This is a genomic window from Polynucleobacter sp. UK-FUSCHL-C3, from assembly GCF_040409815.1.
In the GTDB taxonomy this organism is placed as follows: Bacteria; Pseudomonadota; Gammaproteobacteria; order Burkholderiales; family Burkholderiaceae; genus Polynucleobacter.
Genome location: NZ_CP099959.1, coordinates 794,489 through 818,931, shown reverse-complemented (window position 1 = coordinate 818,931; position 24,443 = coordinate 794,489). Strand labels below are relative to the sequence as shown.

Genomic DNA, 24,443 nt, shown 5'->3' with positions numbered 1-24,443 from the left:
GTTTCACAATATGCAATAAAGGCGATATTCGCTACAATCTAAAGCATGGATAGCAAAGCAAATAAGAACTCTGGGGAAGCTGGCAAGACCGCCATTCAGGTGGTTGAGCGCATGATGAACTTACTCGATTGCTTGGCCGATCATGAAGAGTCCAGTAGTCTTAAATTACTGTCACAGCAAACTGGTTTGCACCCCTCTACTGCCCACCGCATCCTTAATGATATGGTCGCGTGCCGGCTCGTTGAGCGTGGCGATGGTGGTACCTATAAATTAGGCTTACGTCTTCTAGAGCTAGGTAATTTGGTCAAGGAGCGCTTATCCGTGCGTGAGGCTGCTCAATTGCCCATGCGGGTCTTGCATAAGCTCACTGGAGAAACCGTTAACCTCTCCGTTCGTCAAGGCGATGAAATCGTCTATGTTGATCGTGCCTATAGCGAACGCTCTGGGATGCAGGTAGTTCGTGCAATTGGTGGTCGCGCACCCTTGCACCTCACCTCGGTTGGTAAATTATTTTTAGCGGCTGATGACCCCAACCAGGTCCGCGCATACGCTACTCGTACGGGTCTTGCGGGTCATACGCGCAATAGCATCACGCAAATTGCAAAGCTGGAGAGTGAGTTATCTAGCGTGCGCCATATTGGGCATTCGCGTGATAACGAAGAACTTGAGCTAGGAGTGTGTTGTCTAGCAGCGGGTATTTTGGATGACTCTGGCAAATTAGTTGCGGGTCTCTCCTTAAGCTCACCCACAGATCGGATGCAGGCAGACTGGCTCAAGGCTTTACAAGATACTGCTTTGCAAATCTCCAAAGGTCTGGGCTACAAAGCTCCTCTGGCTATTCCCAAAAAATAGAGTTACATCGTCAGACGACGAATGGGCTTAGGCTCACCAGACTGATAGCTCTCAATCCAATCCTTAACGCGCACTGCGTCTGCAAAACGCGATTGCGTTCCCACGGAGTCTAAGAACACGAGGAGTAATGGCATTCCATTAACCTTGGCCTGCATCACCAAACAACGCCCGGCGGCACTGATAAAGCCGGTTTTCTGTAAACCAATTTCCATATCGCCAGCACGCACCAAGCGGTTGGTGTTTAAGAACACCTGCGGTCTTTTATTAATCACCATGGTCATGTCTGGCCATACTGAGAACTCGCGGATTAATTTGTAGTTATAGGAAGCTATTAGCAGACGGGCCAAGTCCTCGCCGGTAGACACATTACTCGCCAATAATCCCGTGGGGTCTGTAAAGCTCGATTGGGTCATTCCTAAGGCATATGCCTTGTGGTTCATGGCCTCGATAAATGCGGATAAGCCGCCTGGATAATTAGTAGCAAGTAGCTGTGAAGCACGATTCTCAGACGACATAAGAGCTAATAAGAGCGCTTCCTCTCGAGTTAGTTTAGTGCCGAGAGATAAACGCGACTTCGCATAAATTTTGACCTCGGCCTGGGTGATCGTTAAGATCTCATCGAGCGGTGCATTAGAGTCAAGCACCACCATGGCGGTCATTAATTTAGTGATTGAGGCAATCGGCAAACTCACATCGGGGTTCTTCTCAAACAAAACCTCTTTGGTCTGTTGATCAATCACCATCGCCACACTTGACTTCAGACTGAGCTCATCCTGTTGATTACGCAAACCCATTGCGTTGGCAAACGATGGACGATCTGGAACCTCTTTTTTGCTCGTTCCTTTAGGACGATTAACGGTGGTACGAACCTGCTTCGGATTGGCCGACTTTTGTTTCTTGGCCTGCGTGTTTTTGGGGGGTGGTGAAGATTGCGCTGAGGCTGGCTCAATGGCACACAGAGTAATAGACAATGCAGCCAAGATCAAAATACGGAGGGGGAGTTGGGTCCTTCTCTGCCAATCAGATAAATTTGGCACTACTGGCTTAAGCAACACACGCAAAGCTCTCAATCAAAGTCCCGAATTTGAGTACTGACACATCATAATAAAGTTATTGGGTTTTGGGTGAACTATTTTGTTGGTAGTTGACCAAGATCACAGCGGTCATGGTCAAGCCCAGACCGGCAAGCATCATGAGACTCAAAGGCTCATCGAACAAGAGCCAGGCCATTAGTGCCGTAGTGGGTGGTGTCAGATAAAGCAGACTAGTTACTTTCGTGGCGGCGCCCTTACGAATCAGAATAAATAACAAACTAATGGCACCGATCGAGGTTGGTAAGATGCCCCAAAGCAAGGCACCAATCACCGGCGCATTCCAGACAATCTCGCGGGTCTCAAAGAGAAGTGCAACCAGCAGGCATAACAGCGTTGATATAGAGAACTGGATCATAGATCCTGCTCGCAAATCAAATTGGGGGCAGTATTTTTTTTGATAGAGAGTGCCAAAGGTAATCGAGAAAAAGGCAGCGAGTGCAAAGATATAAGCAGCCAAGGGGATGTTCATAAAACTTGTTTTCTCGGCCACGACGAGACCAACACCAGCGATTCCGAGTAGTAGTCCAAACCACTGTTGGTAGCTCACCCGCTCTGCTACCCATGAGGCGCTCCAAGCGGTTAGGATGGGCTGTAGACCCACAATCAATGCAACCAAACCGGCGGTCATTCCCAAACGCACCGCGCTCCACACACCCATCACATAGCCAAACTGTAGAAGCGCACCGGCAATAGCAATATGCATCGTTTGTGAACGATTTGGCCAAATGGGTTTCCAGAACAGGATGATGATGCCCATCACAATGAGTACACCGGTAAAGCGCAAGAACAAGAAAGTGGCAGGCTCCATATAAGGCATACCAAAGCGAGCGATGATAAAGCCCGTGCTCCAGATAAAAACAAAGATAGGCGCCGCTAGGGATTCAAGGGGGAAACGCTCCGACGCTAGACTCATTACTTATCGCTTCAATAAAGATGTCGCAATTGTATGCTGATGCGCAAGCGCGAGCCCAATTGTCTGCGCATGGATCTGAACGGTTTTCTCAATCGGATTGGCATACCCTCCTGCCATTGCTAATGCCATTGCAATTCCTTGCGTGCTAGCAAACTCCAATACTTTGTAATCGCGTAGTGCCATACCCTCTTGGCTAATTTGCAAACGACCTAAACGATCTTCGTAATAGGGATCGGCTCCCGCTAGATAAATTAAGAAATCAATTTTTTGCTCACTTAAGAAGATCAAAGCTTGTTCAAGCGCCTGCATATAAACCGAGTCTGTACTGCCATCAGCTAGAGCAATATCAAGATCACTTACTTCTTTTGCAAAGGGGTAGTTCTTCTCTCCATGAACAGAGACCGTAATCACTGCAGAATCATGCTGCAAAATGGCAGCAGTACCATCGCCCTGGTGCACATCAAGATCTAAGATCCCAATCTTACGTATGCCCCCTGCTTTAGCGCGCGAGTCTTTTAAAAGAACTCGGGCTGCAATGGCAGCGTCATTGAATACACAGAAGCCTGAGCCTTTATTGCGATATGCATGATGGGTGCCGCCGGCCAAATTGGCAGAGATGCCCTCTTCAAGTGCTGCTTTACACGCCGCAATCGTTGCCCCAGCCGAGCGACGCGAGCGCTCAACCATCTTAGGGCTCCAAGGAAAACCAATCTCTTTTTGCTGAGCCTCACTCAAGGTGCCATGGAGCACCTCTTGTATATAACTGGGGTCGTGTGCCAATAAGAGCTCAGAATCCGTGGCGCAGGGAGCCTCTACCAATTCTAGGTTGGGTAAGCCCTCTACCGAGTCGCGCAACATTTTGTACTTCGCCATCGGGAATCGATGACCCTCGGGTAATGGCAATACAAAGTGGTCGCTGTAGAAGGCTTTCAATCGGATTTTCTTGATTTATGATATTTAAGTTATTGATTATATTAGGTTATTTATATTAGCTTTAGGGTTAATAGTATTTGTTGCATTGCAACATAGTTATCGATATAATTCCTATAAGCTGATTCTAAAGATCAGGATCACTACCCTTATCACTCATCGGAGAACACCATGAACTTAACCCCAGAGCAAATCGCTGCTGTACAAAAAGCTAATTTAGAGACCTTGGCAGGTTTAACCAACCAAGCAATCAAAAGCGTTGAGAAATTAGTCGAACTCAATATGCAAATTACTAAGAACAGCCTCAGTGAGAGCATGAGTAATGCCAAAAAGACCCTTGAAGTTCGTGATCTGCAGCAATTGATTGCACAACAAGCAGAGATGGTTCAACCCATGGCTGAGAAGATGATGGCCTATGGACGTGATCTGTATGAGATCGCCCAAGACAATACGGCTGCATTTGCTAAGACTGCTGAAGCTGAAATGGCAGCAGGTCAGAAGAAGCTCCATGCGATGATTGATGACTGGACCAAAAATGCACCAGCCGGTTCTGATGCTGCTGTTCAAATGATGAAACAAGCCATTGCTGCAGCAAACAATAGCTACGAAACAAGCCAAAAGGCAATTAAGCATGCTGTAGAAGTTGCCCAAAGCAATGTACACAACGCTGTTGATACAGTTACCAAAGCTGCTACCAAGGCATCAAAGGCTTCGAAGAAGTAATGTTGCGTTAAGAACTAAATTAGTTCTTTAGACGACAAACCCCGCAATTTGCATTGCGGGGTTTTTTATTGCCTAGCGTTTCTTAGAAGGTGGTAAATCCGTACAGCTACCATGGTGCGCTTCAGCTGCCAAGCCCACCGACTCGCCTAGAGTTGGATGCGGATGAATGGTCTTCCCAATATCAACCGAGTCTGCGCCCATCTCAATAGCAAGACAGACCTCACCAATCAGATCGCCGGCATTAGTGCCCACAATACCGCCACCAATAATGCGATGGGTGCTGGCATCAAAGAGTAACTTAGTAAATCCTTCGTCGCGACCATTCGCTATGGCACGACCACTCGCTGCCCATGGAAACAAGCCCTTCTCATAAGCTATGCCTTGTGCCTTACATTGCTCTTCGGTCAAACCAGCCCAAGCAACCTCAGGATCGGTATACGCAACCGACGGGATTTGTTTTGCATCAAAGTAAGACTTTTGTCCGGCTGCTGCCTCGGCTGCAACATGACCTTCATGTACCGCCTTGTGAGCCAACATGGGTTGACCCACAATATCTCCAATAGCGAAGATGTGATTAATATTAGTGCGCATTTGCTGATCGACTGGAATAAAGCCACGCTCATCCACACTGACACCGGCGGCAGCTGCGTTAATCTTCTTACCATTGGGGGTTCTACCAACAGCCACTAAGACAAGATCATAGAGTTGTGGTGTGGCTGGTGCTTTCTCACCCTCAAAGCTCACTTCGATCCCATTGGGTTTTGCTTCGGCTTTGCTTGCTCGCGTTTTGAGCATGATGTTGTCAAAGCGATGGGCGTTCATTTTCTCCCACACTTTTTCGAAGTCACGATCTGCACCTGCCATTAAGCCATCCATCATCTCAGCAATATCAATGCGCGAGCCGAGAGCGCTATAAACCGTAGCCATCTCTAGACCAATAATCCCGCCACCGATCACTAACATCCGCTTCGGAATGCTCTTGAGGAGTAATGCGCCGGTACTATCCACTACCCGAGGGTCATTTGGCATAAACGGCAGAGCAATTGGTTGACTGCCTGCCGCAATGATCGCTTTCTGAAAACGGATGATTTCTTTCTGACCTGTGAGTTGCTGACCATCACCAGAACTTAAAGACACTTCTACATGATGAGCATCGATCAATCTACCAAGACCGCGCACAACCCCTACCTTGCGCATCTTTGCCATACCAGCAAGACCGCCCGTTAATTTTGCGATCACTCCCTCTTTATGAGAACGCAATAGGTCTAAATTAATTTTGGGTGCACCAAACTCGATACCGTGCTTACCCATCTCCTTCACTTCCTCCATCACCGCGGCGGTATGCAGCAATGCTTTAGATGGAATGCAACCTACATTGAGGCAAACGCCCCCAAGGGTGGCATAGCGCTCTACTAATATTGTTTTAGCTCCAAGGTCTGCGCTCCGAAATGCGGCACTGTAACCACCGGGCCCCGCTCCTAAGACCAAGACCTCACACTCGTGTTGAACCGGTCCTTGATAAGAACCAGCAGGTACTGGGATCGATACAGGTGGCTTGCTTGATGCAGTTGGTGCCGCCGCTACTGGTGCTGTTGCTGGTGCAGGTGCCGAAGGTGAAACGCTAGTGAGTTCAATCTGCGCAATCACAGATCCTTTAGCAACCTTATCCCCAATCTTCACGCTTATACTAATGACCTTGCCAGATTGATCGGCTGGCACTTCCATAGTTGCTTTATCAGACTCAAGAACAACCAAGGCTTGTTCTTTTGTAATCTCATCACCAGGCTTGACCAAGATCTCAATCACTGGGACATCGGTGTAGTCACCAATATCAGGCACCACGATTGTATGCTGACTCATCGCGATCCCCTATAGAACTGCACGACGGAAGTCGGCGAGTAGTTGTGCAATATAGACATTAAAACGTGTAGCCAATGCTCCATCAATCACTCGATGATCTGCTGTCAAAGAGAGCGGGCAAATAAGTCGGGGTGCAAACTCTTTGCCGTTCCACACCGGCTTCATAGCTGCTTTACTAACACCAAGGATTGCGACCTCGGGGGCATTAATGATGGGAGCAAAATAGGTGCCGCCAATACCGCCTAAGGAAGAGATCGTAAAGCTCGCACCTTGCATTTGATCGGGCTTGAGTTTGCCATCTCGCGCTAATGCAGCAAGCTCGGCGGTCTCGCGGGCGATATCAAAGATACCCTTTTGATCCGCATTCCGAATTACAGGAACTACCAACCCGTTCGGGGTATCTGCTGCAAATGCAATATGGAAATACTTTTTCAGTACGAGATCATCTCCATCTAAAGAGGAATTGAACTCTGGGAACTTCTTAAGTGCCGCGACAGACGCTTTGATCAAGAATGCCAGCATGGTGATCTTGCTACCTTGCTTCTCATTCTCTTTATTGGTTTGCACACGGAATGCTTCCAGATCAGTAATGTCTGCATCTTCGTGATAGGTCACTGCTGGGATCATCACCCAATTACGAGCAAGATTGGCGGCAGATAGTTTTTTGATGCGGGAGAGTGCTTGACGCTCGGTCTCCCCAAATTTACTGAAATCCACCTTTGGCCATGGCAAGAGGTTTAGTCCACCCAAACTTCCACCGCTAGTTGCAGCCGGTGCACTAGCGCCACTCATTACCGCCTTAACAAAAGCCTGGACATCGTCTTGCGTAATACGGCCTTTTGGTCCCGTTCCTTTGACACTAGTAATGGTGACGCCTAACTCACGAGCGAACTTGCGTACCGATGGGCTTGCATGACTACCGCTTTGACCTAGCTCTGCTGATGGAGTAGACACGGGTGCAGGGGCGGGTGCTTGAGTTGATACTGGCGCAGCGATCGGTGTTGGCGCTACTGGTATTGGTGCAGGTGCAGGTGTAGGCGCAGGTGCTTGAGTTTTTACAGGTGCTGGGGCCTGCGTTGGTGCAGGTGTATTCGTAGCTGTATTAATAGGCGCCTCAGAACCCTCTAGAAGCAGAACAACACTTCCTTCTGAGATTGAGTCACCAACCTTCACTTTCACTTCTTTCACTACCCCCGAGTGAGAGGATGGCACATCCATCGTTGCTTTATCAGACTCTAGTGTGACGAGCGACTGCTCTTTCTCAATGGTGTCACCTGGTTTGATGTGTACCTCAATCACGGGCACGTCTTTGTAGTCACCAATATCTGGGACCTTGATTTCAATTAGCTGGCTCATGATTCCCTTACACCTTCATTGGATTTGGTTTTTTGGGATCAATCTGATACTTCGCAATTGCCTCAGCTACTTTCTTGCGATCGATCTTGCCATCGTCTGCCAGCGCCTTCAGGGCAGCTACAGTAATCCAGCGACGATCTACTTCAAAGAAGTGACGTAATTGCTCGCGGGTATCTGAACGCCCAAAGCCATCAGTACCCAAGACCTCATAACGACGTCCTAGATTTTGAATCGGTGGCCGGATTTGTTCAGCAAACATCCGCATATAGTCTGTTGCAGCAATCACAGGACCTTTGGTATCTTTTAAGAGGCGCTCTACATGCGAGAGTTTTGGGGTGTTACCTGGGTTCAGCAAATTACTCCGGTTGGTCTCGTTCCAATCGCGTCCTAACTCGTTCATGCTGGGGCAACCCCACAGGTCGGATGCAATCCCCCACTCGGCTTGCAACATCTCTGCAGCAGCGATCACTTCGCGGAAGATCGTACCGCTACCAAGCAGTTGAACTCGTAGTGGGTTATTTGCTTCACCCACGGATTGCAAGCGATACATCCCTTTGATGATGTCTTGCTCTGCACCCTTAGGCATCGCGGGGTGTGAATAGTTCTCGTTCATTAACGTGACGTAGTAATACACATCCTCTTGTTCGGTGAGCATGCGTCGCATTCCATCTTGGATCACGACCGCTAACTCAAAGGCAAAGGTGGGGTCATAGCTAATGCAGTTAGGTACCGCCGATGCCCAAATCTGACTATGTCCATCTTCGTGTTGCAAGCCTTCACCATTGAGTGTGGTGCGACCTGCAGTGCCGCCTAATAAGAACCCGCGGCTACGCATATCGCCTGCAGCCCAAGCAAGATCACCAATACGTTGGAATCCAAACATGGAATAGAAAATATAGAATGGCAACATGGGTACACCATGTGTCGAGTACGATGTCGCTGCGGCAATCCAGTCGCACATACCGCCTGCTTCGTTGATGCCCTCTTGCAAGATCTGACCTGCTTTATCTTCTTTGTAGAACATAAGCTGATCATGATCTTCAGGCGTATAGAGCTGACCGAGTTGGCTCCAGATCCCTAACTGTCTGAACATCCCTTCCATACCAAAGGTACGAGACTCGTCAGGAACAATGGGGACCACGCGTTTGCCGATGGTCTTATCGCGCACAACGGTATTAAGTAGACGCACAAATGCCATGGTGGTGGAGATCTCGCGCCCATCGGTAGTGGCTTCGAGCAACGGTCCGAACGCATCGAGTGCGGGAACCGGCAAGCTCTCCGCTTTCGTTCTACGCTGTGGCAAATAACCACCGAGCTCCATGCGGCGGGTCCGCATGTACTCGAGTTCAGGACTACCTTCAGGGAACTTTACTAAAGGCATCTCTTCCAACTGATCATCGCTCACCGGAATCTCAAAACGATCCCGGAAGCGCACCACATCATCGTGGCTCATTTTTTTAGCTTGGTGAGCAATGTTCATGCCCTCACCTGAGCCTCCCATGCCATACCCTTTGATGGTTTTTGCCAAGATAACGGTCGGTTGACCTTTGTGATTAGCGGCAGAGTGGAATGCAGCGTAGACCTTATGGGGATCATGTCCACCACGGTTTAGGTTCCAAATGTCCTCATCACTCCAATCGGCCACGAGGGCTTTGAGCTCAGGTGTATTAAATACGGTCTCCCGCACATAGGCACCATTCTTCGCCTTCATCGTTTGATACTGTCCATCCACGATCTCAGCTAAGCGCTGCATCAAGATGCCTTTTTTGTCGCGGGCAAAGAGTGCATCCCAATGACCGCCCCACACCACCTTAATGACATTCCAGCCAGAACCACGAAATTCGCTCTCGAGCTCCTGAATAATCTTGCCATTGCCGCGTACTGGACCATCCAAACGTTGCAAGTTGCAGTTCACTACAAAGATGAGGTTATCGAGTTTCTCGCGCCCGGCCATACCGATTGCACCCAGGGACTCGGGTTCATCGGTCTCACCATCGCCTAAGAAGGCCCACACTTTGCGCCCTGCCGTCGTTGCAAGACCTCGATCTTGCAAGTAATGCATGAAACGCGCTTGATAAATAGCCATGATGGGACCAAGACCCATCGATACGGTTGGGAACTGCCAGAAGTCAGGCATGAGCCAAGGATGTGGATAGCTAGAGATCCCCTTGCCATTAACTTCTTGACGGAAATTATTGAGTTGCTCATCGCTAAGACGTCCCAGCATATAAGCACGGGCATACACACCGGGGGCTGAGTGGCCTTGCACAAATATTAGGTCACCACCATGCTGTTCAGAAGGTGCGTGCCAGAAATGGTTGTAGCCAACGTCATACAAGGTGGCTGCCGATTGGAACGAAGAAATGTGTCCGCCTACGTTCGTATCTTTATTAGCACGTAACACCATCGCCATCGCGTTCCAACGCGTGTATGAACGAATGCGATGCTCAATGTTTTGATCACCAGGAATACGTGCTTGGATCTCTACGGGTATCGTATTGATGTATGGGGTCTCTGCATGAAATGGTTGATCCACTCCATTCACCCGTGCATGCGCAATTTGTTGGTCGATCAGAAATGCGGCTCGATCGGTTCCCTCATGCGCAATCACGCCATCTAAGGCCTCAAGCCATTCTTTTGTTTCGATTGGATCAAGATCATTTTGGTTCACTTGACCCGCCATTTGCTCTGGTACAGCTGCCATGGTTTGTCTCCGGTTTTAGTTACGGCAAATTTTGTTTGCCTTATGGTTAATATTTTAAGAATAGGTGTTGAATATGACAATTAATTTTCCACATAACGATAATCTTTTTCGCAATATGGAATTATATTGCAGTGCAAAGCCCTTTATATTAGGGTGTTCAAGAAAAAATAAGACTATTTAAAAGGATCTCTAGCTTGTCCAAGACCAGCACCCTGCAATTAAGACTCGTAGAGGCATTCAAAAGAATGCCTTCGCTACGTCGTTTTATTGGTTCACGCTTGGTCTACACCCCATTATTAGCGATCGTGATTTTTTTGGTGGTGATGGCGATCATTTTGGGCGTCCTTCAAGTTCAGGAGCGTCAACAGCACGAAGGCTCCCTCTTTCGTGAACTGAGTTTAGTAAAGCAGCGTATCCAATTACGCTTTATTAATAATAGCGAGACTTTGCAATCCTTCAGTCGAGATTTGGCTCAAACTGAAAATAATCGTGCAGCACGGGACAAGATATTGAGCCAAGTTCAATCCTTTGTATTAGGCAACCCTGAAATCTTGCAACTCATTTGGCTCAATGACAGTGAATGGCGTCAGTGGATGGTGCCACCACCCAGTCGCAATACCGAATGGTTCGATACCGTGCCACAGGCCAATGAGATTGATCGTGAACTCAAGAGAGCTATATTCCTGAGTCGCGAGACCAACCGGCCTGCTTACAGTCAAGTAATTAGTCTTAATGTTGCAAAAGATGATCCGGTGATGGCAGAACGTCAATCTATCTTTTGGGAGGTCATTACGATCTTCAAGGATGGAGAAGCAAAGGGTGCCCTAGCGGTGCTGTACTCAACCCAAGGGATCTTGCAATACATTATTCCGCCAGAGCTAAAGAGCCAGCATCGCTACTCACTAATTGGTCGTGATAATCGGGTCTTGGCGATTTCATCAGATCGCGACACCCCAACCCGGTCTCTCAGCAATGAAACCAGTCTCGATTTCGGTGCTCTAGGTCCTAATATCACCTTGCGTGTTGACACCTACCCACCGCCGACCGACCTAACCTTTCGGATGCTGCTTGGTGTGGTCATTGGCTTGTCTGCCTTCGTGGTCTGGAGTCTATGGTCTGTTCTCAAACAAATGCAGGTGCGACAACTGACCGAAGCAAACTTGCGGACCGAGAGTAGCTTTCGTCGCGTCTTGGAAGACTCGATGCCTGTTGGTATTCGGGCGCACGATCTAGACAAACGCATCACCTATGTCAATCGTTCGTTCTCAGAGATGACCGGTTGGGCTCAAGAAGAGTTATTGGGTCTTACGCCCCCCTTCCCGTTCTGGCCTGCAGAGCTTCATGAGCAACTGATGCAAAAGATGAGCGGTGCCCTAGACGGTAATCTCAAGAGCGGTATCGAGGGCACGATCATGCGTAAAGATGGCTCGCGGATCTCCACACGGACCTTCATTGCCCCTCTGATTGATGACAAGGGGCAACAATCGGGGTGGGTAACTTCTGTGATTGATATCTCAGAGCCTAAGCGTATTCGGGAAGAATTAAGCGCAACGCAAGAACGGTTCGTGACCGTACTAGAAGGACTAGATGCGGCAGTATCGGTGGTCTCGATTGAAACGGGTGAGCTCTTATTTGCGAATCGATATTACCGCGAGCGCTTTGGTGATACCGCCAAGGGTCATATTGATTTAGCCGGTCATGAGATGGATCCCTCCTCAATCTTTCATTTTGAGGGAGACAATGTGGATGCGTTAGCCGGTCTTCCCGCAATGGCACTGAATCAAACGACTGAAATTGATTCCGAAGAAATCCAGCTTCGGGGCGATACGACCCATTGGTACGAAGTACGGCGACGTTATATCTCTTGGGTTGATGGTCACTTGGCACAACTTCTCATTGCAACCGACATTACCCTCAGAAAAACAACTGAGGATCTAGCGCGCCAACAAGAGGAGCGGATGCAATTTACCAGCCGTCTCACCACCATGGGCGAGATGGCGTCCTCACTAGCACACGAGCTCAATCAGCCTTTATCGGCGATCTCTAATTACTGCATGGGAATTGCCAAGCGTCTTAGCGGTACCAATAACCCACTCTCTTCGGAATTGCTTCCTGCCCTGCAAAAAGCCAGCGATCAGGCTCATCGTGCCGGCACGATTATTCAGCGAATCCGGGGTTTTGTGAAACGGAGTGAGCCACAAAGTAAGCCTTCGAATATCGCCGATATCGTGGCCGATTCGGTTGGTCTAGTGGAATTTGAGGCCAATCGCCATCGACTCAAGATCGTTTCCGAGGTAGCCGGCAATCTTCCGGCGGTTGAACTCGATCCAGTCTTAATCCAACAGGTCTTGGTCAATCTCCTGAAAAACTCCCTAGATAGCCTGCGAGAGGTCTACCCCCTTTCCTCGCGCTGGTCAGCCCCACCCGTCCGAATCACTGCCGATCTTGAGACCAGCACCTTCCCAAGCATGCTTCGTATCCAAGTCACCGATGCGGGCGCTGGAATTGCAGAATCCGTGATCTCTAGGATGTTTGAGCCCTTCTTCAGTACTAAAGAGGATGGGATGGGGATGGGCCTCAATATTTGCCGGTCCATTATTGAGTCTCACCACGGGCGTTTGTGGGCCAAAAATCATACGGATACCGAACATACCCGTTTGGTCGGCTGCACCTTTACAATTCTGTTACCTTTGGAATCTGGTCATATATCGAAGTCGTCAATAGGAAATACCGATGAATCTAAGCAATCCACCGAAAACAGTACAAGCTGAAGTTGTCTATGTTGTTGACGACGATGAGGCAGTCCGCGACTCCCTCACTTGGTTATTAGAAAGTAATGGCTACACCGTTCGTTGCCATGCAAGCGCTGAACGTTTTTTGCAGTCTCTCCAAAATACGGACAAGTCCACCATTTCGTGTTTGATCCTCGATGTGCGTATGCCCGGTATGTCGGGTCTTGAGTTACAAGAACGTTTAATCAGCGAAGGCTTGCCGATGCCCATCTCATTTATTACTGGTCATGGTGACGTCTCGATGGCGGTCTCGACCATGAAACGGGGTGCCGTCGATTTTGTGGAGAAGCCCTTCAAAGAGAATGAGCTATGTGCTCTGGTTGAGCGCATGTTAACCAAAGCACGGATTGATTTTGCACAGGCCGATCAACGTAAGAGCACCCAGAGTTTATTGGGCAAGTTAACGGGTCGTGAGCGTCAGGTGCTCGAGCGGATTGTCGCTGGGCGTTTGAATAAACAAATTGCTGATGATTTAAGCATCTCCATTAAGACTGTTGAGGCCCATCGCGCCAATATTATGGAGAAACTCAACGTCAATACCGTTGCCGATCTCCTACGCTTAGCCCTCTCTTAATTAACCCTATGCCTGCACAACTGCTTGATGGCAATCTGCTCTCCAAGAAATTACGGGCTGAGATTGCTACACGCTCAGCGATTCTGACCGCCAAAGGTGTGCGTCCGGGTCTAGCAGTGATTGTGGTGGGCGATGATCCTGCTAGTCAGGTTTATGTTCGTAATAAGGTTAAGGCATGTGAGGATGTTGACTTTCATTCGGTCCTTGAGCGCTATCCAGCCGAACTTGAGGAAGCACAACTGCTTGCTCGCATTGCAACCCTCAATGCCGATCCTAGCATTCATGGAATTTTGGTACAGCTCCCCTTACCTAAACACATCTCTGCCGAGCGTGTTTTAGAGTCGATTGCCTCCGATAAAGATGTCGATGGTTTTCATATTGCTAATGCAGGTGCCTTAATGGTCGGTGCACCACTCTTTAAACCCTGCACCCCTTATGGCTGTATGAAGATGTTGGAGAGTATTGATTATCCTTTGCGGGGCGCCCGTGCAGTGGTTATCGGGGCCTCCAATATCGTGGGTAAGCCAATGGCTATGCTTCTTTTGCAAGCGGGTGCTACGGTGACGATTTGCAATAGTAAGACCAAAGATTTATCAGCTCATACCAAAGAGGCTGATGTTCTGGTAGTTGCTACCGGTAGGCCCAAGATGATTACTGGCAATATGGTGAAGCCTGGTTCAGTGGTGATTGATGTCGGTATTAATCGCCAATCCGATGGCAAGCTGTGTGGTGATGTTGATTTTGATACAGCCAAATATGTTGCAGGCTGGATCACCCCAGTGCCTGGCGGTGTGGGTCCCATGACCATCACCATGCTTCTCATGAACACGCTCGAGGCGGTAGAGCGCAGCATGAAGCCAGCTAGTAAGCTGTCTTAGTAATCGTTTTCTTTAGTGGCCTATCGCCCTCTTCTTGTAGGGGAAACCCGCTTTTCTACATTCTTGTAAGCTAATGGCATGAACGCACTTATCAATACCTCCTCCCCAGATCCCTCCAGCAACCCCCTGCTTTCTTTTGGTCGTGGCATTGCTCAATACGATCAAGTTAAGCCGGAGCAAATTGCTCCTGCGATTGAGTTCTTACTCAGTGGCTGCGAGGCTGCAGTGACCAAGGCCATTGATCCCAAAACGCCTGCTTCATGGAATGATCTAGCAGAGCCTCTAGAGGATGCTACTGAACAATTGGGTCGCTCTTGGGGCGTGGTCTCGCATCTCAATGCAGTGGCTGACACTCCAGAGCTACGCGCTGCTTATGGTGCGATGTTGCCGAAGGTAACCGCCTTCTTTGCTAGCCTAGGACAAAATCTGGAGCTCTATAAGCGCTACAAAGAGATCAAGGCTAGCGCTGAGTTTGCAAAACTTAGCCCTGAACAACAAAAGGTGATCGATAACTCCCTGCGGGATTTTCGTTTGGGCGGCGCTGAACTGGCCGATGATCAGAAACCACGTTTTACTCAGATTCAAGATGAGCAAGCCGCTTTAGCCAAGGCCTTTTCTGATCACGTCTTAGATGCAACGGATTCATTTATCCATCTAGTGAGTAGTCAAGCCGATTTGATTGGTTTACCTGAGGATGCCATTGCGGCGGCAGCAGATACAGCCAAACAGAAAGGTTTAGAAGGTTGGGCATTTACCTTGCATTTCCCTTCGTACTATCCCGTTCAACAATATTCCCAGAACCGCTCATTACGTCGCTTACTCTATGAAGCCTATGTCACGCGTGCTTCTGAGCTAGCTCCGCAATATAGCAAGGGCAATATCGAGTGGGATAACACCCACAATATGATTGAGCAACTGCGTTTGCGTGATGAAGAGGCGCGCATGTTAGGCTTTGATAATTACGCAGCGCTTAGCTTGGCCCCAAAGATGGCGCGTGATGTGAGTGAAGTGGATAGCTTCCTAACTGATTTTGCCAAGCGTGCAAAACCTTTTGCTCAGAAGGATTGGAATGAGCTTCAAGAATTTGCTCGCTCTTTAGGTCTAGTCGACGGAATTGAGCCTTGGGATATGGCTTTTATCTCAGAGAAACTCAAGCATGAGCGTTATGCCTTCTCTGAGAATGAGCTCAAGCAATACTTTCCTTTGCCGAAGGTCTTAGATGGCCTGTTTAAGGTTATTCAGACCCTGTTCTCGGTCAACATTCAGCCCGCCTCCTTGCCAATCTGGCACCCCAGCGTGCAATCTTTTGAGATCCGTAACACCAATAATCAAATCATTGCCTACTTTTATCTTGATCCCTATGCGCGCTCTGGTAAGCGGGGTGGCGCCTGGATGGATGATGCGCGGGGACGTCGTCTTCTTGCCAATGGCGAGATACAGGCGCCTGTCGCCTATCTTGTTTGTAACTTTGCAGCACCGGTTGAGGTCAACGGTCAGCTGCGCCAACCCACAATTACACATGACGATGTCATTACCTTGTTCCATGAAAGTGGGCATGGCCTACATCACCTCTTAACGCAAGTTGGGGCTTTGGGGGTCTCTGGGATTAATGGGGTTGAATGGGATGCTGTTGAGTTACCGAGTCAGTTTATGGAGAACTTCTGTTGGGAGTGGGAGGTACTCCAACAAATGACTGCGCACGTTGATACCGGTTTGCCATTACCGCGTGATCTCTATAACAAGATGTTATCTGCCAAGAACTTTCAGAATGGGTTGACCACTATGCGTCAGTTGGTGTTCTCACTGACGGACTGGAGATTGCATTCTCAATTCGATGCTCAGACTGCGCAGGGGCAAGCGGTCCTTGATCTAGCCCGAGAGATTAATAACCAATTCCATGTGATACCCCAAGCAACTATCTCGCGTTGGCCCAATACCTTTAGTCATATCTTTGCCGGTGGCTATGCTGCTGGCTACTATAGCTATAAATGGGCTGAGGTCCTATCGGCAGATGTCTACTCAGCATTTGAGGAGGCGGCCAAGCAGAAGGGTACGGTCTTGGATGCTGAAACTGGCAAACGATATCGCAAAGAGATTTTAGAGGTTGGTGGTAGCCGTCCTGCGGCGGAGTCTTTTAAAGCATTCCGGGGGAGACCACCACAGATTGATGCTCTGTTGCGTCATGGTGGTTTGGTGTCGCAGGCCTAGCTACTGCTTGATCCAAGCCTTTATTTTATCAATGGTTTGCTGCTCAATGTCATGAAAGCCATGATAAGAAAATGCTTGGCACGCATCACCCGTTGAGCTTCCACCGTCCATGGTAATCAAAGGTGTTTTATACCGCTCATGATTAGATTGGGTACTGGCATAGGTGGTCAAATGGCATGGATCATTTTTATGATGAACCATTAGGTGTCTACTCTTGAACTTGCGTGTATCAAAGCGGGCAATTTGGTTCATGGATGCTGTATGAACGATGCAATCGATCTTACCGTCAAACTTTTCTGCCAATCCCATTGTGGAGTAGGTACTCCGACTGGTTCCCACCATACAGATTTTGGCATTTGGGAAGCGTGTCCCTAAATCATTAATTAAGGCACCCATCCTCTCTGGGCTCTCCGTTGAATTAGTTGAGGCTGTTGCAAATTGCGAATCACAAAACCGGTTCCTAGAACGAATCAGGAAGTTTCCTGCGAAGTCAAATTGCAACTTACCCTCATTATTGATGTGCGGATTGAGAGTACCAGCTCCTCCGGGCATTAAGATTAAAACGTACTGGGGTGATTGATTTTGACTAGTTAAGATGTATGGAACTGTAAATTCATTTGAATACTTCACATTATCAATAAGCTGATCAGTACAGCTTGCATGTAGATACAAACTTGTAAAAGACAAAATAGCAAAGACTATTAATCTCATGAGGCTGCTGTTCAATAGGCAATCTGTGCGATTACCGGCGCATGATCCGATGGTTGCTCCCAGCCTCTAGGAGTCTTATCGATAGTGCTGGCTATACACTTCTCCTTGAGTTCTTTGCTGAGTAGTACATGGTCAATGCGAACTCCCGCATTGCGTCGGAATGCCATCATGCGATAGTCCCACCAGCTATAGGTCTTGGGTGCTTGTTCAAAGAGTCTGAAAGAGTCATGCAGTCCCAATTGAATCAAATTCTGGAACTGCTCTCGCTCTTGGGGTGATACTAGATTTTGTCCTTCCCAGGCCTTAGGGTCATGCACATCTTGATCTTCGGGGGCGATATTAAAGTCTCCCAAGAGTGCTAGACGTGGATAGGTTTTCAGCTCGGTGGCGAGCCATGTTCTGAGAGCATGAAGCCAATTAAGTTTATAAACAAACTTATCACTAGCCGGATCTTGACCGTTTGGGAAATAAGCCGAGATTACGCGCATCGGTGGCATCTCTTTAAAACAAACGATAGCAGCAAGGATGCGTTGTTGCTCATCGGCAAAGTTGGGGATGTTCTTATTGACTTGTAAGAATGCAGTTTCTGGGTCACATGCTAAGGAGGTCAAGGCGCTCTTACGCAAAATGATGGATACCCCGTTATAGGTTTTTTGACCATTACTAATGCTAATGTACCCTGCCGCCTCAAGCTCACGATGGGGATACTTATCATCTGTCAGCTTGAGCTCTTGCAAGCACAGCGCATCAATCGGGTTTTGTGCTTTTGCCTGACTCTCTAGCCACTGAATAACGTGCGGTAGACGCACCTTGATGGAATTAACATTCCAGGCTGCTATGCGGATTGATTTTTGAGCGGGCATGACAAGATTGTAATTGCCATACCCGGTCCGGATACTTATACGTCGATTTGGAGCTCTTGTAACTTACGGGTAATGGTATTGCGACCAATACCCAGGCGGGTAGCCGCTTCTACCTTGCGACCACGGGTTACTTCCAATGCAGCCATCAAGACCGACTTCTCAAAGCGAGCCAAGAGAGAATCAAATACTTCTTGATCGTTGTCTTGTAGCATTTTTACTGCCAAGCGGTTAAGGTTTCCTTCCCACTCAGTTCCAGTTCGCGATGGGCTAACACCCTCAACGATTGGAATGGTCGCAGTACTTGGAGCGGCATTGGAACTGGCAACGGGCGTATTGGCTGATAGCAATAGATCTTCTGGGAGATCATTAACTCCGACAACTGTGGAAGGTGACATCACGGTCATCCAATGGCATAGGTTCTCAAGCTGACGCACATTACCAGGGAAACTCATTTGACCAATGACCTTGAGCGCTTCATCAGATAAACGTTTGGCCTCTACACCCAAAGACTTTGCACTCGACACCATAAAATGACGTGCTAGCGCGGGGATATCATCGGCACGCTCTCGTAACGCAGGCAAGCGAATCCGAATCACATTCAAGCGATGGAGCAGATCTTCTCTAAAGAGACCTTGGGCAACACGAGCCTCTAGATTTTGATGCGTGGCTGCGATGATACGCACATTCGATCGAATTGGATCATGACCGCCCACTCGGTAGTAATGTCCATCGGATAGCACTCTTAAGAGACGTGTTTGCAGATCAAACGGCATATCGCCGATCTCGTCTAAAAATAAGGTACCGCCTTCGGCTTGCTCAAAGCGACCACGACGCAGTGCTTGTGCCCCAGTAAAGGCCCCACGTTCATGCCCAAAGAGTTCTGACTCCAATAGATCTTTTGGAATGGCTGCGGTATTCAAAGCGATGAATGGGCCCTTCGCACGTGGGCTGTGTTTATGCAAGGCATGCGCTACCAACTCTTTACCAGTTCCAGACTCACCAGTGATGAGAACAGTTACTTGGGATTGTGAGAGACGACCGATTGCCCGAAATACCTCTTGCATCGCAGGTGCCTGCCCAATAATCTCAGGGGCTTCTTGTAACCAGGCGGCGGATTCTTTGGAAGGAGCCTGAGTGCGCTTACCCTCTCCAATTGCACGGTGGATTAATTCGACAGCCTTATCGATATCAAATGGTTTGGTCAGGTACTCAAATGCACCGCCCTGAAACGATGACACCGCCGACTCCAGATCAGAATAGGCGGTCATGATGATGACCGGTAAGTTGGGATGGCTGGCCTTCACGTGTTGCAGGAGATCAAGACCGTTACCGCGGGGCATCCGAATATCCGAGATTAATACTTCAGGAGACTCTTTTTCAAGGGCATTGAGCACATCATTGGGATTGCTAAAGCTGCGGTGCGGGATCTTCTCACGACTCAGCGCTTTCTCAAGCACCCACCGAATTGACTGATCATCGTCAACAATCCAAATTGGTTTCATCATTGCGCCATCTCCTGCTTCCGATAAGGAATCTGTATATGAAAATCCGTATAACCAGGACGACTCTCGCAAGCGATAAATCCCTGGTGTTGCTGCACAAAAGTCTGTGCCAGCGTTAGTCCCAAGCCACTGCCGCCCTCCCTGCCTGACACCAATGGAAAAAATATGCGCTCACGAATCTCATCCGGAATACCCGGTCCGTTATCAATTACATGCAAATCTAATGCCAACTTGTGTCGTTGCTTTGCAATCGTGACCGAACGAGCCACTCGCGTGCGCAGTTCAATCTGGGCTGTGCCTCTGCGAATCTCATCACCAAGAGCTTGTGCGGCGTTATGCACAATATTCAGTACCGCCTGAATTAATTGCTCTTGATCCCCCAAAATATCAGGCAAGCTGGTGTCATAGTTACGAATGATCTTCAAGCCCTGAGGGAACTCAGCCAAGACCAAGCTCCGAATCCGTTCCAAGACCTCATGAATATTTAATGGATCCATCGCGTGTGCTTTGCGATGAGGGGCAAGCAATCGATCTACCAAGGTCTGCAAACGATCAGACTCTTTAATAATGACCTGGGTGTACTCCCGTAGTCCCTTCTCAGGTAACTCAAACTCCAGGAGTTGTGCCGCCCCCCGAATCCCCCCCAGAGGGTTCTTGATCTCATGGGCTAGATTACGCATGAGTTGCTTATTAGCCTCAACCTGATGGGAGACCCGCTCATCACGCTCGCTCTTGAGTTGCTGATCAATCGGGAACCACTCCATCATCATCAGAGTGGGGTCCTCAAGCATGGCAATCACCACATGGACTGCAAGGGGCTCGCGATAAATTTTTCCGGGGACAGAATACAAGACGAGTTCTTGACGCTGGGCTACCGCCCGACCAGCATACACCTCATCAATCATATGATTGAGCGCTTGGTTCTCGCCAAACAGGTCGTAGAGGGTATGACCACGTAGGCTCTTCCGAGAAAGGTCCAAAGCTGCTTCTGCTGCAGCGTTGGCATAGACTAAATCTTTAGTCACACCAATAAATACCAATACGGAGTTTGGCATTTGATCCAACATGCTTGAAACAAAAGGGGCGGCCGGTGTAGTGACAGCAGCAGCCCCTTTACTTAATGGATTACGCAACATGGAGCGCGCAACCTGATTAAGAAATTACAGCGAGTAGTACATATCAAACTCGATAGGGTGCGTGGTCATTCTGAACTTGGTTACTTCTTCCATCTTCAGATCGATATACGCATCCAACATCGAATTTGTAAATACTCCACCGCGGGTTAAGAACTCGCGATCCTTATCCAAGCACTCCAAGGCTTGATCCAAGCTATGGCATACGGTTGGGATCTTTGCATCCTCTTCAGGAGGCAGGTCATAGAGGTTCTTATCTGCGGCCTCACCCGGATGAATCTTGTTCTGCACGCCATCCAAGCCAGCCATTAACAAGGCTGAGAACGCCAAGTATGGGTTTGCTAATGGGTCAGGGAAGCGGGTCTCAATCCGGCGTCCTTTTGGATTTGAAACGTATGGAATCCGAATGGAGGCAGAACGGTTACGGGCAGAGTAAGCCAACTTGACAGGAGCCTCAAAGCCAGGAACCAAACGCTTATAGGAGTTAGTACCAGGGTTGGTAATCGCGTTTAATGCACGGGCGTGCTTAATGATGCCGCCGATGTAATAGAGTGCAAACTCTGACAAACCAGAGTAGCCATTACCTGCAAACAAGTTCTCGCCATTCTTCCAAACCGATTGGTGAACGTGCATACCAGAGCCGTTATCGCCGACAACAGGCTTAGGCATAAACGTTGCAGTTTTGCCATAGGCATGGGCTACGTTTTGCACAACATACTTCTGCCAAATGGTCCAGTCAGCGCGTTGTACGAGGGTACTAAACTTCGTACCCAATTCGTTTTGACCTTGTCCAGCCACTTCATGATGATGCACTTCCACTGGAATACCTAATGACTCCAGAATCAGACACATCTCTGAACGCATATCTTGGAATGTATCGACAGGAGCAACTGGGAAGTAACCGCCCTTCTTGCCTGGACGATGACCTGTATTACCACCTTCAATATCAGCACCCGATGACCATGGAGCCTCTTCCGAATGGATCTTCACCGAGCAGCCTTGCATATCCACATTCCACTGCACGCCATCAAAGACAAAGAACTCTGGCTCTGGGCCAAAGTAAGCAGCATCACCTAAACCCGAGCTCTTCAAATACGCTTCAGCGCGCTTAGCGATTGAACGGGGATCGCGATCGTAGCCTTTACCATCAGATGGCTCAATCACATCACACGTGATAACCAAGGTGGGCTCTTCATAAAATGGATCCACATACGCTGCAGTTGGGTCTGGCATGAGCAACATGTCAGAAGCTTCGATACCCTTCCAACCAGCAATCGATGAGCCATCAAAAGCGTGACCGCTCTCAAATTTATCTTCATTAAATGCAGAGATTGGTACTGAGACGTGCTGCTCTTTACCTTTGGTATCTACAAAGCGGAAGTCAACGAAGGTGCATTCCTTCTCTTTAACTAGTTTCATTACGTCTGCGACAGTTTTTGTCATGCAACTCTCCTCTATGAATGAAGTAATTTGGAACTCAAGCGACTGGGGATTAATCAAGCCAACAACGGATTTAAATCATGAAGGTAATTTACTCGTGCACAGAAGCACTATTTAGTTATTTTGCACTATTTTAGTGAAAAAAGTGCTTATTTAGATATTTATGCACCTATTAAGTGCAAATAAGATGATTTATTGGTGAATATAAACCTCAAAGCCTAGGTCAGCCGTCCCCTGTTTAAGCTTCTCAAGGGCCTGGGGAACCAAATGCGCCTCCCCTTTTACCCCTAACTCAATATGACGTTTAGCAAACACACCACCCCGACTTGGATCGCCGACCGAAGGCAAACTAAAGACCTTCAAGCCTTGGAACTCATGCTCAACTGTCTCCATCAAAGGAGTTAGGGTGGACTCAATACCACTGGGAACAATAAAACTTTGCTCCAGCCAATTGCTCTGATGGAATAAATCTGCGTAGTGATGATCGAGGCACCACGCCATCATCGGCCCCGCCATCACCGGAAATCCCGGTACAAAGTGATGTTCAGCAATCCTAAATCCAGGAATTTGGTTATACGAGTTCGGAATAATCTCGCTGCCGACCGGGAACTCTCCCATCTTGAATCGATGTTGATTCTCTGGACGATTGAAATCCGCTTTGATGGGATCACCTTCAGCACTGGTCACAATCCGCGCCGTAATCAGCTCTTTAGCTTGTGGGTGTAGCGCCAGTTGCAAGCCCAATGCATTCGCTGCTGCAGCTCGTGTGTGATCATCCGGTGTTGCACCAATCCCACCCGTACTAAAGACCACATCGCCACTCGCAAAGCTTTGCTTAAGGGTGTCGATAATTTGCTCAGGGTCATCCGCTACATAGCGGGCCCATGACAAACTTAATCCTCGCTCAGAGAGTAACTCAATCATCTTCGCTAGATGTTTGTCTTGACGACGTCCAGACAAAATCTCATCGCCGATCACGATCAACCCAAAGCGACGACTCTCATTCTTAGCCATCGATTACCCCAGAATTTGTAGAGCCCGCTTGATTGGTAATGATATTTGCAGTGGTATCAATCGTTTTAGCCTCTTCACGAGCATGCTGTGCATCCCTCAACTGCTTTAAGGCATTTAATAAATAATGACTAAACCACAAGGCTGCAAAGATAAATATTAAGGAATAAATCCACAATGCTATAAAGGAGACGAAGGGGAAGAGAACTAAAGCAAGCGCAGAGGTGGCCCAAAAGAAAGTGGGTACAGCACCAAACATCCCTGCAACCACACCCATACCTAATAGAGTCCAACGATGAGTCTCTAACAGTTGCTCGCGCTCCAAAGAACTCGCATGATTTGCTAAGACGTCATAAGACATCAAACGCATGGTCAACCATCCCCATAAGAGTGGGGGAAAGATTGCTACTAAAGGTGGAATCCACCAAACTGGCAACGTTAGCAAAACCAGTGCTAAGCAAATCAACGCGGACCACAGGGTATAGAAAAAACTACCCATAAAACTGCCGCCCTGTAAACGCTCTAGATCCTTATAGGCTCCCTGCTTCACCACACTCTCAACCACCGCAGGGACAGTGGAGAACGCAATAAATACCAATAAGCTAATGGCGATCACCGGAATCAATAACATCACCAAGAACAATGGGGCAATCCAAGCGCGCGCTTCGTCAAAGCCGACCATCTCCAACGCATTCTGAATCCAGCTTGTAAAGATCGATGCGGTAAGGAAAGTTCTTAATAACTCCAGAGCGGGAGACCAAATGAGCCAAATGACACAACCCCAAAATATCGACACAATCAGAAAAGGTCTAAAGCTAAGCCATAGCATCTTGGGATGCATAGTGCCAACCAATGCTAAGCCGAGTGAACGAATGACCTCTCCCATCATCACACCGTCT

General features: G+C 48.4%; 19 protein-coding genes. 6 read left to right on the top strand and 13 right to left on the bottom strand.

Features of this window, described 5'->3' with window-relative positions; translation table 11 throughout:
* Nucleotides 1-45 precede the first annotated feature (45 nt).
* Complete coding sequence (locus NKE59_RS04010; RefSeq protein WP_353439698.1) at nucleotides 46-852, top strand: IclR family transcriptional regulator; 807 nt, start codon at nucleotides 46-48, stop codon at nucleotides 850-852.
* Between the two features lie 2 nt (nucleotides 853-854).
* Here NKE59_RS04010 and NKE59_RS04005 read toward each other — a convergent pair whose 3' ends face one another.
* The 3 genes from NKE59_RS04005 to NKE59_RS03995 form a co-directional block, all read right to left on the bottom strand.
* Nucleotides 855-1,889, bottom strand: a complete 1,035-nt coding sequence (locus NKE59_RS04005) for a serine hydrolase (protein WP_353439696.1) — start codon at nucleotides 1,887-1,889, stop codon at nucleotides 855-857.
* A 73-nt stretch (nucleotides 1,890-1,962) separates the two neighbouring features.
* Complete coding sequence (locus NKE59_RS04000) at nucleotides 1,963-2,859, bottom strand: DMT family transporter (RefSeq protein ID WP_353439695.1); 897 nt, start codon at nucleotides 2,857-2,859, stop codon at nucleotides 1,963-1,965.
* A gap of 3 nt (nucleotides 2,860-2,862) precedes the next feature.
* Nucleotides 2,863-3,792, bottom strand: coding sequence for a histone deacetylase (locus tag NKE59_RS03995; RefSeq protein WP_353439694.1), 930 nt, complete (start codon nucleotides 3,790-3,792; stop codon nucleotides 2,863-2,865).
* Nucleotides 3,793-3,960: 168 nt separating this feature from the next.
* On the opposite strand from NKE59_RS03995, the gene NKE59_RS03990 reads away from it, so the two are divergent.
* Nucleotides 3,961-4,512 carry a phasin family protein gene (locus tag NKE59_RS03990; protein WP_353439692.1) on the top strand — a complete coding sequence of 184 codons (552 nt, stop codon included), beginning with the start codon at nucleotides 3,961-3,963 and terminating at the stop codon, nucleotides 4,510-4,512.
* A 72-nt stretch (nucleotides 4,513-4,584) separates the two neighbouring features.
* On the opposite strand, the gene lpdA is transcribed toward NKE59_RS03990, so the two are convergent.
* From lpdA to aceE, 3 genes are read right to left on the bottom strand one after another with little or no spacing between them, the layout of a single operon-like run.
* Nucleotides 4,585-6,372, bottom strand: coding sequence for a dihydrolipoyl dehydrogenase (lpdA, locus tag NKE59_RS03985; RefSeq protein WP_353439691.1), 1,788 nt, complete (start codon nucleotides 6,370-6,372; stop codon nucleotides 4,585-4,587).
* A gap of 9 nt (nucleotides 6,373-6,381) precedes the next feature.
* Nucleotides 6,382-7,728, bottom strand: a complete 1,347-nt coding sequence (aceF, locus tag NKE59_RS03980; RefSeq protein ID WP_353439689.1) for a dihydrolipoyllysine-residue acetyltransferase — start codon at nucleotides 7,726-7,728, stop codon at nucleotides 6,382-6,384.
* 7 nt (nucleotides 7,729-7,735) lie between these two features.
* Nucleotides 7,736-10,432: a pyruvate dehydrogenase (acetyl-transferring), homodimeric type gene (aceE, locus tag NKE59_RS03975; protein WP_353439688.1), complete on the bottom strand. Its 2,697-nt coding sequence runs from the start codon at nucleotides 10,430-10,432 to the stop codon at nucleotides 7,736-7,738.
* Nucleotides 10,433-10,626: 194 nt separating this feature from the next.
* On the opposite strand from aceE, the gene NKE59_RS03970 reads away from it, so the two are divergent.
* The 4 genes from NKE59_RS03970 to NKE59_RS03955 all read left to right on the top strand — a co-directional run bounded on the left by NKE59_RS03970 (nucleotide 10,627) and on the right by NKE59_RS03955 (nucleotide 16,884).
* On the top strand, nucleotides 10,627-13,203 hold the full coding sequence (locus tag NKE59_RS03970; protein ID WP_353439687.1) for a PAS domain S-box protein: 2,577 nt from the start codon (nucleotides 10,627-10,629) through the stop codon (nucleotides 13,201-13,203).
* Entirely contained in the window at nucleotides 13,166-13,798 is a 633-nt protein-coding gene (locus tag NKE59_RS03965) for a response regulator transcription factor (RefSeq protein WP_353439685.1), read from the top strand. Before NKE59_RS03970 ends, NKE59_RS03965 begins: the two co-directional genes overlap by 38 nt.
* 8 nt (nucleotides 13,799-13,806) lie before the next feature.
* The gene (gene folD / locus NKE59_RS03960; RefSeq protein WP_353439684.1) at nucleotides 13,807-14,676 is read left to right on the top strand and encodes a bifunctional methylenetetrahydrofolate dehydrogenase/methenyltetrahydrofolate cyclohydrolase FolD; all 870 of its coding nucleotides are present in this window, start codon (nucleotides 13,807-13,809) and stop codon (nucleotides 14,674-14,676) included.
* 78 nt (nucleotides 14,677-14,754) lie between these two features.
* On the top strand, nucleotides 14,755-16,884 hold the full coding sequence (locus tag NKE59_RS03955; RefSeq protein WP_353439683.1) for a M3 family metallopeptidase: 2,130 nt from the start codon (nucleotides 14,755-14,757) through the stop codon (nucleotides 16,882-16,884).
* On the opposite strand, the gene NKE59_RS03950 is transcribed toward NKE59_RS03955, so the two are convergent.
* From NKE59_RS03950 to NKE59_RS03920, 7 genes are all read right to left on the bottom strand, one after another.
* Complete coding sequence (locus tag NKE59_RS03950; RefSeq protein ID WP_353439682.1) at nucleotides 16,885-17,595, bottom strand: hypothetical protein; 711 nt, start codon at nucleotides 17,593-17,595, stop codon at nucleotides 16,885-16,887. It abuts the gene before it with no gap.
* Between the two features lie 11 nt (nucleotides 17,596-17,606).
* Nucleotides 17,607-18,458, bottom strand: coding sequence for an exodeoxyribonuclease III (gene xth / locus NKE59_RS03945; protein WP_353439681.1), 852 nt, complete (start codon nucleotides 18,456-18,458; stop codon nucleotides 17,607-17,609).
* A 35-nt stretch (nucleotides 18,459-18,493) separates the two neighbouring features.
* Complete coding sequence (ntrC, locus tag NKE59_RS03940; protein WP_353439903.1) at nucleotides 18,494-19,960, bottom strand: nitrogen regulation protein NR(I); 1,467 nt, start codon at nucleotides 19,958-19,960, stop codon at nucleotides 18,494-18,496.
* Nucleotides 19,960-21,096 (bottom strand): nitrogen regulation protein NR(II), encoded by a 1,137-nt coding sequence (glnL, locus tag NKE59_RS03935; protein WP_353439680.1) that lies wholly within the window; start codon nucleotides 21,094-21,096, stop codon nucleotides 19,960-19,962. Before glnL ends, ntrC begins: the two co-directional genes overlap by 1 nt.
* Before the next feature lie 24 nt (nucleotides 21,097-21,120).
* Nucleotides 21,121-22,536 carry a type I glutamate--ammonia ligase gene (gene glnA / locus NKE59_RS03930; protein ID WP_353439679.1) on the bottom strand — a complete coding sequence of 472 codons (1,416 nt, stop codon included), beginning with the start codon at nucleotides 22,534-22,536 and terminating at the stop codon, nucleotides 21,121-21,123.
* Nucleotides 22,537-22,725: 189 nt separating this feature from the next.
* On the bottom strand, nucleotides 22,726-23,547 hold the full coding sequence (locus NKE59_RS03925; RefSeq protein ID WP_353439678.1) for a molybdopterin-binding protein: 822 nt from the start codon (nucleotides 23,545-23,547) through the stop codon (nucleotides 22,726-22,728).
* Complete coding sequence (locus NKE59_RS03920) at nucleotides 23,540-24,433, bottom strand: EI24 domain-containing protein (protein WP_353439677.1); 894 nt, start codon at nucleotides 24,431-24,433, stop codon at nucleotides 23,540-23,542. Before NKE59_RS03920 ends, NKE59_RS03925 begins: the two co-directional genes overlap by 8 nt.
* Nucleotides 24,434-24,443 lie beyond the last annotated feature (10 nt).